Annotated in this window: 15 protein-coding genes; 11 read left to right on the forward strand and 4 right to left on the reverse strand. The window is 60.8% G+C overall.

From position 1 onward, the window contains the following. Positions 1 to 14: 14 nt before the first annotated feature. The gene (locus ACF3ND_RS16020; protein WP_394062209.1) at positions 15 to 1,013 is read left to right on the forward strand and encodes an EpsG family protein; all 999 of its coding nucleotides are present in this window, start codon (positions 15 to 17) and stop codon (positions 1,011 to 1,013) included. On the opposite strand, the gene ACF3ND_RS16025 is transcribed toward ACF3ND_RS16020, so the two are convergent. Together ACF3ND_RS16025 and ACF3ND_RS16030 are read right to left on the reverse strand one after the other, a co-directional pair. Continuing rightward, a complete protein-coding gene (locus ACF3ND_RS16025) occupies positions 998 to 2,194 on the reverse strand; it encodes a glycosyltransferase (RefSeq protein WP_394062211.1) in 1,197 nt (398 codons plus the stop codon). The two genes, ACF3ND_RS16020 and ACF3ND_RS16025, sit on opposite strands and share 16 nt — an antisense overlap. 5 nt (positions 2,195 to 2,199) lie before the next feature. Continuing rightward, positions 2,200 to 3,606, reverse strand: a complete 1,407-nt coding sequence (locus tag ACF3ND_RS16030; RefSeq protein WP_394062213.1) for a mannose-1-phosphate guanylyltransferase/mannose-6-phosphate isomerase — start codon at positions 3,604 to 3,606, stop codon at positions 2,200 to 2,202. Positions 3,607 to 3,970: 364 nt separating this feature from the next. Here ACF3ND_RS16030 and ACF3ND_RS16035 point away from each other — a divergent pair, with 364 nt between their 5' ends. After that, a complete protein-coding gene (locus ACF3ND_RS16035) occupies positions 3,971 to 4,729 on the forward strand; it encodes a glycosyltransferase family 2 protein (RefSeq protein ID WP_394062215.1) in 759 nt (252 codons plus the stop codon). Between the two features lie 4 nt (positions 4,730 to 4,733). Beyond that, on the forward strand, positions 4,734 to 5,597 hold the full coding sequence (locus ACF3ND_RS16040) for a glycosyltransferase (protein ID WP_394062217.1): 864 nt from the start codon (positions 4,734 to 4,736) through the stop codon (positions 5,595 to 5,597). Here ACF3ND_RS16040 and ACF3ND_RS16045 read toward each other — a convergent pair. Next, on the reverse strand, positions 5,594 to 6,865 hold the full coding sequence (locus tag ACF3ND_RS16045; protein WP_394062219.1) for an exopolysaccharide biosynthesis polyprenyl glycosylphosphotransferase: 1,272 nt from the start codon (positions 6,863 to 6,865) through the stop codon (positions 5,594 to 5,596). The two genes, ACF3ND_RS16040 and ACF3ND_RS16045, sit on opposite strands and share 4 nt — an antisense overlap. A gap of 297 nt (positions 6,866 to 7,162) precedes the next feature. Here ACF3ND_RS16045 and ACF3ND_RS16050 point away from each other — a divergent pair, with 297 nt between their 5' ends. The 6 genes from ACF3ND_RS16050 to rfbD are packed head-to-tail and all read left to right on the forward strand — an operon-like array spanning position 7,163 to position 13,168. Continuing rightward, the gene (locus tag ACF3ND_RS16050) at positions 7,163 to 8,401 is read left to right on the forward strand and encodes an O-antigen ligase family protein (protein WP_394062221.1); all 1,239 of its coding nucleotides are present in this window, start codon (positions 7,163 to 7,165) and stop codon (positions 8,399 to 8,401) included. After that, complete coding sequence (locus tag ACF3ND_RS16055) at positions 8,398 to 9,633, forward strand: flippase (RefSeq protein ID WP_394062223.1); 1,236 nt, start codon at positions 8,398 to 8,400, stop codon at positions 9,631 to 9,633. The genes ACF3ND_RS16050 and ACF3ND_RS16055 overlap by 4 nt, the downstream gene beginning before the upstream one ends. A 56-nt stretch (positions 9,634 to 9,689) precedes the next feature. Continuing rightward, the gene (rfbB, locus tag ACF3ND_RS16060; protein ID WP_394062225.1) at positions 9,690 to 10,754 is read left to right on the forward strand and encodes a dTDP-glucose 4,6-dehydratase; all 1,065 of its coding nucleotides are present in this window, start codon (positions 9,690 to 9,692) and stop codon (positions 10,752 to 10,754) included. After that, complete coding sequence (rfbA, locus tag ACF3ND_RS16065; RefSeq protein WP_394062227.1) at positions 10,751 to 11,617, forward strand: glucose-1-phosphate thymidylyltransferase RfbA; 867 nt, start codon at positions 10,751 to 10,753, stop codon at positions 11,615 to 11,617. Before rfbB ends, rfbA begins: the two co-directional genes overlap by 4 nt. Before the next feature lies 1 nt (position 11,618). After that, a complete protein-coding gene (gene rfbC / locus ACF3ND_RS16070) occupies positions 11,619 to 12,167 on the forward strand; it encodes a dTDP-4-dehydrorhamnose 3,5-epimerase (RefSeq protein ID WP_394062229.1) in 549 nt (182 codons plus the stop codon). 8 nt (positions 12,168 to 12,175) lie between these two features. Then, positions 12,176 to 13,168, forward strand: coding sequence for a dTDP-4-dehydrorhamnose reductase (rfbD, locus tag ACF3ND_RS16075; protein ID WP_394062231.1), 993 nt, complete (start codon positions 12,176 to 12,178; stop codon positions 13,166 to 13,168). On the opposite strand, the gene ACF3ND_RS16080 is transcribed toward rfbD, so the two are convergent. Beyond that, complete coding sequence (locus ACF3ND_RS16080) at positions 13,142 to 14,032, reverse strand: LysR substrate-binding domain-containing protein (RefSeq protein WP_394062233.1); 891 nt, start codon at positions 14,030 to 14,032, stop codon at positions 13,142 to 13,144. The genes rfbD and ACF3ND_RS16080 overlap by 27 nt on opposite strands. Before the next feature lie 145 nt (positions 14,033 to 14,177). Between ACF3ND_RS16080 and ACF3ND_RS16085 the strand changes: the two genes are divergently transcribed. After that, entirely contained in the window at positions 14,178 to 14,648 is a 471-nt protein-coding gene (locus ACF3ND_RS16085) for a (2Fe-2S)-binding protein (RefSeq protein ID WP_394062235.1), read from the forward strand. Then, complete coding sequence (locus ACF3ND_RS16090; protein ID WP_394062237.1) at positions 14,645 to 16,894, forward strand: molybdopterin cofactor-binding domain-containing protein; 2,250 nt, start codon at positions 14,645 to 14,647, stop codon at positions 16,892 to 16,894. The genes ACF3ND_RS16085 and ACF3ND_RS16090 overlap by 4 nt, the downstream gene beginning before the upstream one ends. The last annotated feature ends 8 nt before the right edge of the window (positions 16,895 to 16,902 follow it).

The raw sequence follows: 16,902 nt of genomic DNA on the forward strand, positions 1-16,902 counted from the left end.
GGTTCCAAGTATTTTTGTCGCTCCTGACGCTTGCCGTTTTTTCGGGCATCCGCTTCAATGCAGGCTACGACTATCCGGTCTATTACGAACTGATCAGAAAAGACGACTACGACTGGTTCGAGCCCCTGTCGCGAGTGCTCATGGACATCGGTCACAAGACCGACCCCATCGTCTTCTTCGCTCTGTCCAGCCTGCTGATCGCCTTTTTCTACTATCTTGCCTTCGACCGTTACAGCCGAATCCACCAGTGGCATCCTGTCGGGATCTTCGCCTTCCTGGGGCTGCCCATCGCCTACCTGGACAGCCTGGGCGTGATACGCCAGTTCGTGGCCATTGCGATATTCGTCTACGTCGCCAGCAACATCAACAGAAATACACTGCACTCCCTGGCATGGCTACTGGTCGCCGCCCTGTTTCACAAATCCATCACCATCCTGCTGCCGCTGGTATTGTTGCGCAGATTCCTCTCCACGCCGCGCACCATCTTCATCTATCTTGCGCTCTGGACCGGATTCCTGGGCATAGGCTCGCTCATCATTGCCACCGTCTCGTTGTACACCGGTCTGTACTCCAGTTATTTCACGCTTCATCTGTCCAGCAGCGGCTTCAAGATCTACATCCTGCTGTCCCTGATATTCGTTTATTTCCTGGCCAATCGGCGCTTGCTCTTCGAGAACGGCAACCATATCTTTCTGTTCAACTGCTATTTTCTGGGTATCTTGCTGTTCTCGGCTGCGCTTCCCTTCGGCATTCACATATCAAGGATCAGCTGGGCTCTGCTGGCGGTGCATCCCTTGCTGTTCGGTGTCATATTGGCCCGCAAGCCTGCTGCGGACCATTTCCTGTTCGTCGCCGCCTGCACGGCCATCATGAGCGTGTCCATTTTCCTGGCCTATAAAAATCCCGAACGCGACTTCCTGAACCAGTACCAGCCATTTTTCGCCATGGACAAGTACCAGCGCGACTTCATCATCGAGAAATCGCTGCAGACGGAAATTCAGCGCGAAGACTGATCGGCGGGCTCCGCCAACGCCATTGCGGCCAGCAAGGCCTGCACGCGCCGGGCTTGAGATTCGGGCGACAAGAACAAGCCAAAGGCCTCCAGGGCCAGCTGCCTTCGCCGCATCAGTTCGGCTGGGTCGGCCAACAGCCGTCCCAGGGCATCGGCCATCTGCTCGCCATTGTGCACAACCTCTATCACACGAGCATGGCGCTCGGAGGCCAGCACGTCCTCGTAGCCTTCAGCCGCATTGGGCAGGCAGATCACCGGCAGGCCGTACGACAAGGCCTCGGCCACCTTGGTCTTCATGCCGCTGCCCCAACTGACCGGAGCCAGGTATACGGAAGCGTTCCGAAAAAACGCCTGCATCTGCGCGGCACTCGGCGACTCAAGCTTCTCGACCTGCCCCCCCGGGACGGCGCAGCGCGAAACGCCTGCGCCCGCGGCTGCGAATACCACGGGGAGGCCCGCCCGAGCGGCGTGGCTTGCGGCAACTTGCGCGAACGTCTCCAGGGCGCCGACATTAGGAGCAAAGCCGAAATGCCCGGTAAATATCGCTCTGATCCGCTCCTGCCCCCGCAGCGCCGACGCCTGCATGCCGGGCTCAACAGTGATGGGCAGAATGCCATGCAGGCGCGGCTGGCCGTAACGCGCGGCAAACACCGACAGGTCCTTGCGGGTAATGAACGAAATGAAGTCCGCGTTCAGGCAGCGCTGCTCGGCCGCGTAGATTTCGTGGACGTCGATGGCTTTCTCAAGCCGCCGCAGCAGGCTTCCCGCTTCGTGCTGCCGGCGCAGGTCGTACTCGGAGTTGTCGGAGATGATGCCGAACTTCTTGCCGGGAAAACGCCGTTTCAACGACGTCAGGATGCGGCCACAGCGCGAATTGTGCAGCACGATCAAATCGGCCTCGCGCGCATGCCGGGCGATGAGCCCCACGCTGGTCCCCAGGAAAGTGGGGTTGAGCATCGCTCGCGAGAGAACGTCCGAGCTCAGGGTCTTCTGCAGATAGACGTACTGCGCGCCTTGCGGCAAGGCGACTTTCTGCTCACCGACATCCTTGGAAAGGACGGTCAGCCTGTCTACCACGCCCTCCAGGCCGGCAAAGGCCGAGACCACGGAACGCAGGTACAAGCCGCCCCCGGACAGTTCCTGCACGCCGTTGAGGGAAACAATCAGGACATTGATGCTCACGACGATCACACCCGCCCGTAGGTATCTTCCAGACGGACGATGTCGTCTTCGCCCAGGTAGGCTCCCGTCTGCACTTCAATCAGCTCGAGCTGGGTCTTGCCCACGTTCTCAAGCCTATGCGTGGTTCCAAGCGGTATGTAGATGGACTGATTCTCGGACAACAGGTGTTGCTCCTCGCCGCGGGTCACCAGGGCCGTCCCCTTGACCACGATCCAGTGTTCAGAGCGTTGGTAATGCTTCTGCAGGCTGAGCGCGGCGCCGGGCTTGACGACGATGCGCTTGACCTGAAAACGGTCGCCGTTGTCTATGCTGTCGTACGAGCCCCAAGGCCGCACCACGTTGCGATGCGCATCCGCCTGAGCCACCTTGGCCTTGCGCAGGTCTTCGACGATATGCTTGATCTTCTCCGACTCGGAGGCCTTGGCCACCAGTACGGCGTCGGCTGTCTCGACAATCTGCAGGTCCTGCAGCCCCAAGCCGACCACGACGCGATGCTCGGCGCGGATGCTCGTGCCCGAACACTCGTAGGCGTAGGCCTGCCCCGACAGACGATTGTTGTCCGAATCCGGCTCGTCGATGGCCGACAAGGCATTCCAACTGCCCACATCGCTCCACGCGCCGCGAAACGCCGCCATGACGACTCGATCGCTCTTTTCGAGCACGGCATAATCGAAACTGTCCTCGGGGCAATCGGAAAACACCCCCGCATCAGGACGAAAGAAGCCCCCGTCGGGCTGCCCGGCCTGCAAGGCTCGCGCCACGCAGTCGAGCATGTCCGGGGCCAATGCCCCCAGTTCCTGGCGCAGCACGCTGGCCTTGGCCAGCACCATGCCCGAGTTCCAGAACACCTGGCGGTTCGCCAGCAGTTCCGTAGCCACTTCCAGCGAAGGCTTCTCGATGAAGGCCTTCACCGGGATAGCTGGCGCATCGCCCGGTTCGCCCTGGCTCTCGATATAGCCGTAAGCAGTGCTGGGAAAGGTGGGCTGTATGCCGAAGATCACGATGGCGCCCTGCTCGGCGGCGGGCGCCGCCCGCCATATGCACGCTTCGAACAATGACGCATCGGGAATGTAATGATCAGCAGGACATATCAGCAGCAGATCGTCCGCATTGGCCGCGCAGGCGGCCAATGCGACAGCCGGCGCGGTATTCTTGGCCACGGGTTCGAGAATGATCCTGCCGTGCATGGCTTCGGCCTCGAGCTCATTGCTGATCAGGAAGCGATGCTCCTCCGAGCCGATGCACAGCAAATCCCCTTTGAAGGGGGCCAGCCTTTCCAGGGTCAGCCTCAACAGACTGCGATTGCGGATGACGGGGGCGAACTGTTTGGGAAAACTTTTCCGGCTCAGCGGCCACAAACGGGTTCCCGATCCGCCACATAACACAACCGGAGAAATCACGGACATAGTCATTAATAACCCACTTCGAAGTACGCTATATTATAAAATTCGATTGGCTAATCATCCCAAGCCTGGGGCAATGCATCTCGACGGGCGTAGCCTGTCTCGCTGAACGGAGTATGGCACAGCCGCCCACCTACAACTTGTATCGATACGCTCTCAATTACATCTGCGCCCGCGCATCCGGCCCAGTCACGGCAGCAAGGCAGCGAGCGCCCATCGCCGGACACGCTCCCGGGGTGGCGTGTTCCACGGCATCGCCGGACGCACCGCCGTGGCACTCGCCGGGCCGCTCTTTCCGACGCAACCTGGCCGCCAAGTATACGGGAGCGCGTCGTGCCCAAACCAGGGACGGCCAACTTCCCGCTCGACATCCATGACCTCCAGAACCGATTCCGCCCTCGTCAGCGTCATCATGCCGGCCTACAATGCCCAGGCCACCCTGGCTGACTCCGCCCATTCCGTCCTGCAGCAAAGCTACTCTCATCTTGAACTCCTGATCATCAATGACCGTTCGACCGACGGCACCGCGCAGCTCATGGAAAGCCTGGCTGGGCAGGACCCCCGGGTGCGCCTGATCCACCAGGAAAACAATGCGGGCGTGGCCCAGGCCCGCAATGCCGGCATACAGGCTGCGCAAGGAAAATACATTGCCTTCCTGGACTCGGACGACTTGTGGATGCCCGACAAACTGGAACGGCAACTGGCTCTGATGCAAGAACAAGGCTGCCTGGCGTGCATGTCGGCCTACCACCGCTTTCAAGTTCCGGGACAATGGCTGGGCACGTCCCGTCCTCCAGCCCGCACCAACTACAAAAAATTGCTCAAGGGCAACGTGATCGGCAACCTGACCGGCATCTACGACTGCGAAAAGCTGGGCAAAGTCTATCAGCAGCCCGTCCGCCACGAAGACTATCTGATGTGGCTGGAGATCGCCCGCAAGGCGGGAGACATCTGTGCCGTTCCCGCCCCGCTGGCCGCCTACAGGGTCGGCCACAGCTCCCTGTCATCCAACAAACTCAAATCCATCCAGTGGACTTGGGACATCTACCACCGGCACCTGGGCCTGTCCGCTCCGCGCAGCGGCTATCTGATGCTGCACTATCTGGCCAAGGCAGTCCTCAAAAGGCTCTGACACCATGAATCCTTCTTCCTGCGCTTCGGCCTGGGTGGACATACTGCTCGTCAATTACAACGGCGGAGCCCAGATACTGGACACCATCGCCAGCATCCACCGGCACAGCGCCGCTGGCTCGTACCGTATCACCGTGGTGGACAACGGCTCCAGCGACGAAAGCTGCGATCAGATAGAACGGCTCTACCCGGACACCCAGGTCCTGCGCACAGGCAGCAACAACGGTTTTGGCAAAGGCTGCAACATCGGCGCCCGCCACACGCAGGCTCCCAACATCCTGCTGCTCAACCCCGACGCGCAACTGCTCACCAACGTCATCGAGATCTTCCAGCAATACCTGGCTGGTCACGCCGCCGATCCGCAACCCATCCTGGGCGGTCTTTCGGTAGACGCCCAAGGCAAGCCCAGCTATGCTTATGAGCGCTTCCCGACCCCTGCCACACTGATGCTCAAGGCGCTCGGGCTGGGACGATTGCTGGAACCCTCGTACGCGCATCGCGAACCACATCCGGTCGACTACGTCTCGGGGTCCCTGCTGCTGATCGGCCGTCGGGAGTTCGAACGGCTCGGCGGCTTTGACGAAGCCTTTTTCCTGTACTTCGAGGAAACCGACCTGCAGTACCGCGCGCGCGAACAGGGCATCGCCTCCATCCATGTTCCCGCGGCGCGCTATCTGCACGAATCGGGCGGCACCTTCACCGATGCCTCGTTTCGCGGACGCTGCTACAGCGACGGCATGAAAGTCTACCTGGACAAGCGCTACGGACGCCGGGGCCGCGTGCTGCACCGCCTCTACCACCTCATCCATGGCGCATTGCAGCCGGTCAAGACCTGGGTCAAGAAGCGGCTTGGGCCAGGCGGCGCCTAGCGGGCGCCGAAGCCCGTGGCCATGGTCTTGAGGGTCAGGAAGGTAATGTACAGGTCCAGCATCATCGAGCAGTTCTTGATGTAGTACAGATCATGCTGGATCTTGACACGGGTATCCTCGGCATTGGAGACGTATCCGTGCCTGACCTGCGCCCAGCCGGTGATGCCCGGCTTGACCACGTGTCGGTAGCTGTAGAAAGGAATCAGCTCATCGAATTCACGCACAAAGGAAGGCTGCTCGGGCCTTGGGCCGATCAGGCTCATTTCGCCGCGCAGCACATTGTAGAACTGCGGCAGCTCGTCGATGCGCAACTTGCGGATGATCCTGCCCACCCGGGTGATGCGCGGATCGTTCTCCCCGGCAAACTGCTCGGGCGCCTCGCGGTCAAAGCGCATGCTGCGCAGCTTGTAGATTGTGAAGGGGCGATTGCCCCGCCCAACCCGCGTTTGCGTGTAAATGGCTTTTCCGGGGCTCTCCAGACGAATCGCCAGCGCGGTCAGCAGGCACAGCGGCACGACGATCACCGAACTGAGCAGGACGATCCCGTAATCGAACACGGCCTTGGCGATCTCGTACTGCCGCGAAGGCAGCAAGGAGCCGATGTTGTTTTCCGACATGCGATCGATCTTGACCCGCCCGGTCACGGATTCAAATACCTGGCGCGCGCTGTATACGGCGATGCGCTCCAGCGCGCAATGCGTCAGGAAACGCTCCGCATCGGCATCCAGACAGGAAAAATCCGCCACAACACCATCGAAGCGGCGCCCTTCCAGATCAAACTCCGAGATGTAGCGCGCATCCAGTCCCGACAGGCCGATCAATCCATCGGCCTCCCCGCCGGGAATCACCGCGAGCTTGACAATGCGGTATCGACTGGTCACAACATACTCTAGATGCAGCCACGCCATGGACAGCAGTCCGCTGCCCAGCAACAGGGCGCGCGAGGCGTCGAACCGCAAGAAAAAAGTAACAATATAAAGCAGCCCATACACGCTCAATACCGTGGGGGCGATCAGCCAGGCGCTGCGGGCGCCGGGATATTGCGCCGAACTCTTGTTGATGCTCAGCTTGCTGACCATGAAGGCGCAGCCTGTCAGCACCCATGCTGTCAATTGTCCCGCGTCAGGATGCTGCAGCACGCGCAGACCCCATAAGCCCAAAGCAGGCGCAACCACGGTCAACAACACACCCAACAACAGCGACATAGGCAGGGACAACAGCAGCATTTCGTGCATGCGCTGGAACCGACGGATTTTTAACTGACTCATACGGGTTCGGGAGTCCAATATTCCAGGTTGAATTCAGGGCGCATTATACGCATCTGGTGTTACAAAAAAATACCGGACGCACAGATCAAGCCAACTAACTAGGAAGCAAGTGGCGCTACTGATAAATGACAACTCATTAAGTTATCCCATTGCCAAGCTGCAGTGAGATGCGGAATCCTGAAAATTGTAACTCACGGCATCCCTTACTCAGACGATTAATGAAACCTGTCGTGCATTATGCTTGCGCGTACAATATTCTCCATCATGCGACCATACTCTTCACCCCCCGAAAGGCTAGTGGACACAGGCGTCAATGCAGGCCTGTTCCTCTTTTTTGCCGGCATCCTGTCCACGCGCAGCGTATATGCGATCGGCGCAGGACTGCTGCTGGCCGCATGCCTGGTCAAATGTGTCCGATCATCGCCCAATCCTCTTGCGGCCCAGCCTTCCAACGGCGCTCTCTACGCCATTCTGCTGCTCATCTTCCTCAATGGCCTGGGCATGTGGCTGTACCATGATAATGCGCTGCGGCAGTTGGACCTGTTGAGCCGCTATGCCCTCATGGTTCCGGTCCTGTACACGCTCTGCCGGACTCGTCTGCAGCCCTCCTGGATTACCGCATCCTTTGCAGTGGGCAGTCTGTCATCGCTCTGGCTTGTCCATCGGCAGCTGGGCGGAGAAGCATACGACGGCCGAGTCTATGGCTACACCGGCGCCATCCAGTTCGGCAATATCGCCCTGCTGCTGGGCCTGTTCTGCCTGACCGCCCTGATTTCGCAGTGGCGCTCCAAAACATTTGATCGTCTGCTCGCCCTGCTGTATGGCGCCGGCACAGCCGCGGGCTTTTTCGCCTCGCTGGCCTCCGGCAGCCGGGGCGGCTGGATCGCCGCTCCGCTGGCCCTGGCGGTGATGGTGGCAGGGTATACGCCCAAGCGCTACGCAATGCGGTGCATCGCCGCTTGCGCGATCATCGCCGGCGTCGCCGGCATTCTGCTGTCCCAGAGCACGTTCATTCAACAGCGCTACGATCTGGCGACGCAAGACATTGCCCAGTACGAAGCAGGCAATGCCAACACATCCATCGGCGCACGCCTGGCGATCTGGCAGGCCAATTGGCAGCTGATAAAACAGAGCCCCCTCCTTGGCTGGTCCCAGGCTGGCCACGAACAGGCGCTGGAGCAGGCAGTCCGAGATAAGCACAGCTCCAATGTCGTTCTGAACCTGGCCAATTCGCACAATAACTACATAGAGAGCTGGGTATATCTTGGCATCAGCGGACTGATTCTCCTGCTGCTCTTGCTGATTTACTGTTTTTCCCAATTCATCAGGCACATTCGCCATGACAATCCGATTTCCCAACAGGCAGCGATCAATGGATCTATTTTGATACTCGTCTATTTCATTGCCAACTTCACCCAGAACATGATGGAAAGAAATAATACATTATTGTTTTTCCTCATTGCCCTGGCGACATTCTGGAGCCTGTTCAAAAACAAGACCGGCTCGCCAGTCAATCAGCCAGCAGCCGTGCAATGAGCCTGCTAAAGAACTCTTTCTGGAATCTGGCCGGCTACGCGACTCCACTCGTCATCGCCATCCCTGCGATGGGCATCATCGCCCGATTGCTGGGTGTCGAACAGTTCGGCATCTTCACCTTATTTTTCGCCATCGTCGGCTACGCCAGCCTTTTCGACCTGGGCATCAGCCGGGCCGTCATCCGCGCAGTCGCCATGGAACAGGGCGACGCAGAAGGCATCCAACGCATCCTGGGAACTTCCACCTTGCTGGTGGCCGCCAGCAGCCTGCTCGCCATGCTGGTGATCGCGGGCTTCAACACCACACTGGTGCAATGGCTCTCGATCAGCCCCGAGTTGCATTCCGATAGCGCGCACGCTTTTTCCATCCTGGCCGCCATCTTGCCCCTGGTATTGTTGAGCTCGGTATGGTTCTCCTATCTCGAAGGCATATCGAACTTCCGGCTGCTCAATATCCTGCGCACTCTCAGCGGGATTTTTCTGGCGGTTTCCCCACTCATCGGCGTATCGATTCAGGCCGATTTGAGCCATGCCGTATGGGGGCTTTTCTTCGGCCGCCTGCTGACCGTCGTAATCGCCTATTTCTGGGGCCTGCCGGACTCGCCCAAGCGCTATCTGTTGCGCTGGGAAACGTCCACGGCCGTCGCTCTTTTTCGCTTCGGCGGCTGGCTGACGGTCAGCAACGTGATCAGCCCGCTCATGGTCTATTTCGACCGCTTTCTGCTCTCGACCATGAATGGAGCCAAAGTCGTCGCCTTCTATACCGGCCCCGCCGAAGCCATTTCCCGATTGCTGGCCATACCAGGCTCCGTGGTCCGAGTGATCTTTCCCCTGCTCAGCGCACGCAGCGGTGCAGGCCATGAAACCAGGCTGTCCTATCTGCTGCTCAGCGGCGTCTGCGGTTTGATCGCCGTGGTCGGCATCCTGCTGGCCAAGTGGATACTGCTGCTGTGGCTGGGCAAGGAATTCCTGGGCGCTGCCGTGCCTGTGCTGCAGATACTGCTGGTGGGCTTCTTTTTCAATTCCATCGCCCAGATCCCGTACACCGTCATCCAAGCTGCCGGACATTCGCGCGTCACCGCCTTGCTGCACCTGGCGGAGATCCTGCCGTATCTGGGCCTACTGTACCTGTTCATCAGCCAATGGGGCGTCATCGGCGCCGCCCTGGCCTGGACCTTGCGAGTAGGCGTAGACTGCCTGGCCCTGGTCCTGCTCTCCAGGCGATACCGTTGACCTTCTTTCGACCGAACCTCATTATTTCGTCCAACCCGAACTATCGAGATCACTCCATGCGCATCCTAGTAACCGGCGGAGCTGGCTTCATCGGCTCGGCAGTCGTCCGCCACTTGATCCAGGACACGGATCACACGGTCCTTAACGTCGACAAGCTGACTTATGCGGGCAATCTGGAATCCGTCGCTCCCGTGGCCGACGATCCAAGGTATCGATTCGCGCGCGCCGACATCTGCGATGCCGCAACCATGCGCGAATTGCTGGAGGATTTCCGCCCCGACGCCATCATGCATCTGGCGGCCGAGTCCCACGTCGACCGCTCCATCGACGGCCCGGCCGAATTCATTCACACCAATATTTTCGGCACCTATACCCTGCTGGAAGTGGCGCGCCATTATTGGCTGACGCTCGAACCAGGCCGCCAGGCCGCATTTCGCTTCCATCACATTTCCACGGACGAGGTCTATGGGGACCTTGACGGCACCACCGACCTGTTCCTGGAAACGACGCCTTACGCACCCAGCTCGCCCTATTCGGCCAGCAAGGCCAGTTCCGACCACCTGGTCCGAGCTTGGCACCGCACCTACGGCCTGCCCGTTCTGGTCACCAACTGCTCGAACAATTACGGCCCTTACCATTTTCCGGAAAAACTGATTCCGCACGTCATCCTCAATGCGCTCAAAGGCAAGGCTCTGCCTGTCTACGGCAAAGGCGACCAGATCCGGGACTGGCTGTATGTCGAGGACCATGCGCGCGCGCTCGTGCAGGTGGTCACACACGGCGCGGTGGGCGAAACGTACAATATCGGCGGCCACAACGAAAAACAGAACCTGGACGTGGTGCGCAGCATCTGCGCGATCCTGGAAGAGCTGGCTCCCGACAAGCCGCAAGGCGTGGCGCACTATGCCGACCTGATCACCTTTGTTGCGGACCGCCCCGGCCATGACAAACGCTACGCCATCGATGCCAGCAAGATCGCCAGGGAGCTGAGCTGGCGGCCCCAGGAAACATTCGAGACCGGCCTGCGCAAGACCGTGGCCTGGTATCTGGAAAACACTCAATGGTGGGATCGTGTGCTGAGCGGCGATTACCGCCTGGATCGCATAGGAAACAAAGCATGAAAGGCATCATTCTGGCAGGCGGCTCGGGTACCCGCCTGCATCCGATCACGATGGGCGTATCCAAGCAGCTGCTTCCCATCTATGACAAACCCATGATCTTTTATCCCCTGTCCGTACTCATGCTGGCGGGCATTAGGGAAATCCTGATCATCTCCACCCCCGAGGACCTGCCCAATTTCCGCAAGCTGCTAGGCGACGGTTCACGCTACGGCCTGGCGCTCTCCTATGCCGAGCAGCCCTCGCCCGACGGGCTGGCGCAAGCCTTCATCATCGGGGCCGACTTCGTCGGCAAGGACAACGTCAGCCTGATCCTGGGCGACAACATTTTCTACGGCTACGGCTTCAGCCAGATGCTGCGGGAGGCCGCTTCCCGCAAGACGGGCGCCACTGTGTTCGGCTACCAGGTCAACGACCCGGAGCGATTCGGCGTAGTCGAATTCGATGCACAGGGCAAAGCCATCTCCATCGAAGAAAAGCCCCTGAAGCCCAAATCCAGCTTCGCCGTCACCGGCCTGTATTTCTACGATAACCGGGTGGTGGACATCGCGCGTCAGGTCAAGCCTTCGGCGCGCGGAGAACTGGAGATCACCGACGTCAACAACGCCTACCTGCAGTCGGGCGAGCTGCATGTCAGCCTCCTGGGCCGGGGGTTCGCCTGGCTGGATACCGGCACGCACGAAAGCCTGCAAGAGGCAGGTTCGTTCGTGCGCACGATCGAACACCGCCAGGGACTGAAAGTGGCCTGCCTGGAGGAAATCGCCTTCAATCAGGACTGGCTCAGCCGCGACCAGCTACGCGAGCAGGGCCAGGCCCTGGCCAAGACCGGCTACGGCCAATATCTGCTGAAGCTGGCGGGAGCATGAGATGAATGTAATCGAGACAGCGCTCAAAGGCGTCCTCATCATCGAACCGCGCGTATTTGGCGATGAACGCGGCTTCTTCAAGGAAACGTTCAGCGCGCAGCGCTATCGCGACGAAGCGGGCCTGACGCTGGATTTCGTGCAGGACAACCACTCCCGCTCGCAAAAGGGCGTGCTGCGCGGACTGCATTTCCAAAAGACTCGCCCCCAGGGCAAGCTGGTGGGGGTGGCCCGTGGCTCAGTCTATGACGTCGCTGTCGACATCGATCCCGACTCCGCCACATTCGGCACCTACGTCGGCGTGGAACTCAACGACAGCAATCATCGCCAGCTCTGGATCCCGCCAGGCTACGCCCATGGGTTCTGCGTGTTGTCGGACATCGCCGACTTCACCTACAAATGCACCGACTACTACTTTCCGCAAGACGAAGGCGGCCTTGCCTGGAACTGCCCCGAAGTCGGCATCGCATGGCCCATCCACGACCCTCAGCTATCCGAGAAAGACAAACGCTACCCCGGCCTGAGCGAATTAGCGGCACAGCGCAGGAGTTGAGCAGACCTATGTCACGCCCCACATTCTTGATCACCGGAGCCCAGGGACAGCTTGGCCAATCCTTCTCCTGGCTGCTCCAGCAACAGGCGAGTCCGACCACGGATGCCATTCTGCTGGGCCGTGCCGAGCTGGACATTACCGATTCGGAGTCGATTGCGCAGGCCCTGGAGCGCCACCGACCCGACGTGCTGATCAACGCTGCCGCCTACACGGCCGTGGACAAGGCCGAATCGGAGCCCGAACTGGCGCGGCTCGTCAACGGCATCGCGCCCGGCCTGCTGGCGCAGGCCTGCGCCAGCCGCGGCATAGGGCTGCTGCATGTTTCCACGGATTACGTCTTCGACGGCCAGGCGGCCACGCCCTATGAGGAGGACGCGCCGACGGGGCCGATCAGCGCCTACGGCCGCAGCAAGCTGGAAGGCGAACAAGCCATCCTGTCCGCCCTGCCCTCGGCCGTCGTGCTACGCACCAGCTGGGTGTTCAGCCAGTTCGGCAATAACTTCCTGAAGACCATGTTGCGCCTGGGCCGGGAGCGCAGCGAATTGAACATCGTGGCGGACCAGCTTGGCGGCCCCAGCTACGCCCCGCATATTGCCCAGGTCTTGCTGGAACTGGCCAGCAGGATGACGGAGGACCGGAAGTCGCGTTTCCAGGACGCCGGGCAGGCAGGCCCGAGCGCCGGCGCAGAGCAAGGGGATCCAGCCCGCCCTGGAGCCTGCACGCCAGCCGGAATTTACCATTACGCCGGGCAGCCGACCGTCAGCTGGCACGACTTCGCCAAGGACATCTTTCGTCAGGCGGTGGAGCTGGGAGTGCTGGCCAAGCCCCCCGCGCTGACCCCGATCCCCACCAGCCAATACCCGACCCCGGCGTGCCGGCCGGCGCAGTCGGCCTTGAGCCAGGACAGGCTGGACTCGCTGCTGGGCAAGGATGCGATACCCAGGGACTGGCAGGCCGGCGTGTTGCGGAGCCTGCTACAGCTGAACGCGCCCGATGCCTGAGGGCGCCATGATGTCGATAAAGGCCGGCAAGGATGGCGGCATATCGTCCGTCCTGTAGGCCGCGTACAGGTCCGCATTCAGCCCCTCTTCGCAAAGCGGAATCAAGCGCACGCCCTCTGGCGCGCTGCCCGACACCGATTGCGGCAATATGCTGATGCCGATCTGCGCCTGTACCAGGCGCAGCAATGTCTGCGGATCGGCCGATTCATAAATGATATGCGGCTGAAACTGGTTCTGCAGGCAGCGCTGGACAATCGAGTCCATGACCGGGCTCTGCGTGCTCATGCATACGAAAGGTTCGTCGGACAATTCTTTCAGCGTGAGCCGCTCGGCCTTGCCCAGTGGATGCCCCTGCGGCAATGCCACCGCCAGTCCTTCGCAATAGACCCGTACGCAGCTCAGGCCCGGCATGTCGCTCATGTGGCGCGAGAATCCGACATCGATACGGTGATGCAGCAGAGCTTCGAACTGCTGATGGGGCAGGAGCTCCTCCAGCGACCACTCAATGGCTGGGTTCTCCATGGAAAAAGTGCGCAAGGCGCTCGGCAACGGGCCATACATCACCGAATTGATGATGCCGATGTACAGCGTGCCTTCCAGGCCTCGCGCCACTCTTTGCACCATGGGCGAAAGCTCCTCGAAGTCCGCGATCAGCGCTCGCGCGCGATCCAGCAAAGCCTGACCCGCCCGGGTCAGCCGGGCGCCGTGACGGCCCCGGACAAAAAGCTCCGCCTGCAGGTCTTTCTCCAGCGCCTTGATCTGCTGGCTCAGAGGAGGCTGGGAGATATGCAGTTTCGCGGCGGCGCGGCCGAAGCTGGCCTCCTCGGCCACGCAGATGAAATAGCGCAGTTGTCGAATATTCATATTATTTTGCATATGAAATATGACAAAAAATAATATTGTACATATGTAGATCCAGCTCCTAGCCTATTGTCTCGCTCGTCGCGTTTTCACGAGCCGTCAGCAGAACGGCAAGCACTCCGAAAACCCATCGAAGGAGACAAGATCAATGTACACATTAAATGTCAATGGCAGGGACATAAGCTGCGAGGCGCAGGCAGAGATGCCTCTGCTCTGGGTGCTGCGCGACCTCATGGGCCTGACCGGCACCAAGTACGGCTGCGGACGCGGGCTGTGCGGCGCCTGTACGGTGCACCTGGACGGAGCCGCGGTGCGCTCGTGTCAGATAACGGTACAATCCGCGCAGGGTCGCCGGATCACTACCATAGAAGGATTGGGAACGGACTCGCTGCACGTCGTGCAGCAGGCCTGGCTTGATGAAGATGTGCCGCAGTGCGGCTATTGCCAGCCGGGCCAGATCATGACGGCCGCCGCCCTGCTGACGCGGCTTCCCGAGCCTACCGACACCGACATCGACAGCGCCATGGCCGGCAACATCTGCCGCTGCGGCACCTATGAGCGCATCCGCAAAGCCATTCATCGCGCCACCGCCCGGATACGCCCAGGAGCTTCGACATGAAGACGCTCTCGCACGCAATCACGAATGCCCTGCCTGAAAACCCAGGCCGCCGCAGACTCCTGCAGGCAGGTACGCTTGCCTTGGCGGGGCTGGTCCTGGAGCTGTCGCCCTGCGGCCGGGTCGCCCTGGCGGCACAGACTCAGGCCGAACCGTTCATCCCCAATGCCTGGATCCGCATTTCGCCGGACGACCGGGTCACTCTCGTGGTCCACAAATTCGACAGCGGCACCGGCATCAAGAATGCGCTGGCTCTCATCGTCGCCGAAGAGCTGGACGCCGATTGGGACCGCGTCCAGGTCGTGCAGCCCGACGACCCGCTGGCCGCTGTCTATATCCATCCCTTATGGGGCATGCACGCCACGGGCGGAAGCACCAGCGTATCCCTGGAGTGGGATACGCTACGCAAGGCCGGCGCCACGGCGCGCGCCATGCTGGTGCAAGCGGCCGCGGCGCTCTGGGAGGTGGACCCCGCCAGCTGTCTGACGGAAAGCGGCCGCGTGAAGCACCCTGCCAGCGGACGCGTGCTGCGCTACGGAGCACTGGCGGAAAAAGCGTCCGCCATGTCCGTTCCCGACAAGGTTCCGCTGAAGGCTCCCGACCACTACACGCTGATCGGAAAACAACGCGCTAGCTATCAAATCGAAGACAAGCTCAGGGGCCGGGCCCGCTACGCCATCGACATCAAACTACCGGGCCTGTTGACGGCCATCGTAGTCCACGCGCCCGTGGTCCATGCCACCGTGCGACAGTTCAATGAAGCCGAAATACGGTCGCTGCCCGGCGTAAGAGATGCCTTTGTCATGGATGTTCCCCAGATCGTCGCCCATTTCCGACCCGAACTGCCGCCGGCGGCTCCAGATAACGGCGCCACGCAGCCCGGCATCGCTATCGTGGCCGACCATTTCTGGGCTGCGCAACAAGCGCGGGCCGCGCTCAAGGCCAAATGGAACGAGAGCCGCTTCAGCACATTCAATTCCAACGATGTGATGAACGACATGCGCGCAAGAGCCGATGAGCCCGGTCTCCAGTCTCGACGCGAAGCAGATGCCCAGGCTCTCCTGGGCGCTGCGCACCAGACAGTGGAGGCCGTCTACGAAATGCCCTACAAAGCCCATGCGCAGATGGAACCCACCAGCATGGTGGCCTGGGTGCAGAAGGACAAGGTCGAGTACTGGGGCGGGGTGCAGGTGCCCTCGCGCTGCGCCCAAGCCGCGCAAACCATTGCGGGGGTCGGCGCTGACAAAGTCATTATCCATATCACGGAAGCCGGCGGCAGCTTCGGCAATCGGGAGGGCCTGCATCCCATACTGGAAGCGACCTATATCTCGAAGCGGGTCGGTGCGCCGATCAAGCTGCTCTACAGCCGGGAAGATGACATGCAGGCGTTCTATTACCACGCCGCCAGCGTGCACAAGGCCCGCGCGGCGCTGGGCTCGGACGGCACGCTGCAAGCCTTGAGCCTGCGCGCTGTCGTGCCCTCCATCAAGGAACCCGACGATCCCGGCTTTCTGAAGAAAGTACCTGTGGACCCCAGCTGCACGGAAGCCATGCGTTCCGACTTTTACTATGACATGGACGCACTGGATCTGGCCTGGGTAAGGCATGAGACGGGTTTGCCGACCTGGTGGTGGCGCGCAGTCAGCTATGTACCGAACATATTCGCCATCGAAAGCCTGGTAGACGAAGCCGCGCTGGCGGCAGGGCAAGACCCCTATCAGTATAGGCGCCGGCTGCTGGCGGCCCGGCCGGACCACCTGGCTGTGCTGGACAAAGCTGCGAGCATCGCCGGCTGGGACAGCCCAGACCGCAGCCAGGCGGGTCGAGGCATGGGGATCGCCACCTACGCGGGCTATAAAAGCTACATTGCCGTCGTGGCGGACGTCATGATCCGACAGGGGGAGATCCGCATCCAGCGCATCAGCTGCGTGGTGGACTGCGGCCTGGCCATAGATCCCAGTTCAGTAAGGCAGCAATTGTACGGCGGCATCGTCTGGGGCATTTCAACGGCGTTGCAAAACGACATCCACATCGAAAACGGCCAGGTGAAGCAAAGCAACTATCATGACTACCCCGTTCCCCGCATGCCGGATGTACCTGCGGTGGACATTGTTCTGATGCCGCCCAGCGGCAGGAGTCCATCAGGCGTTGGCGAGCTGTCCAATTCAGTCGTCCCCCCTGCCATCGCCAACGCCATTCATGCGGCCACAGGACAGCGCCTGCGGCGCACGCCGTTCCGACTCGCATGACTTCAGCG

Origin of the sequence: Alcaligenes sp. WGS1538 (genome assembly GCF_043187505.1) — a bacterium.
Classification (GTDB): Bacteria; Pseudomonadota; Gammaproteobacteria; order Burkholderiales; family Burkholderiaceae_B; genus Alcaligenes.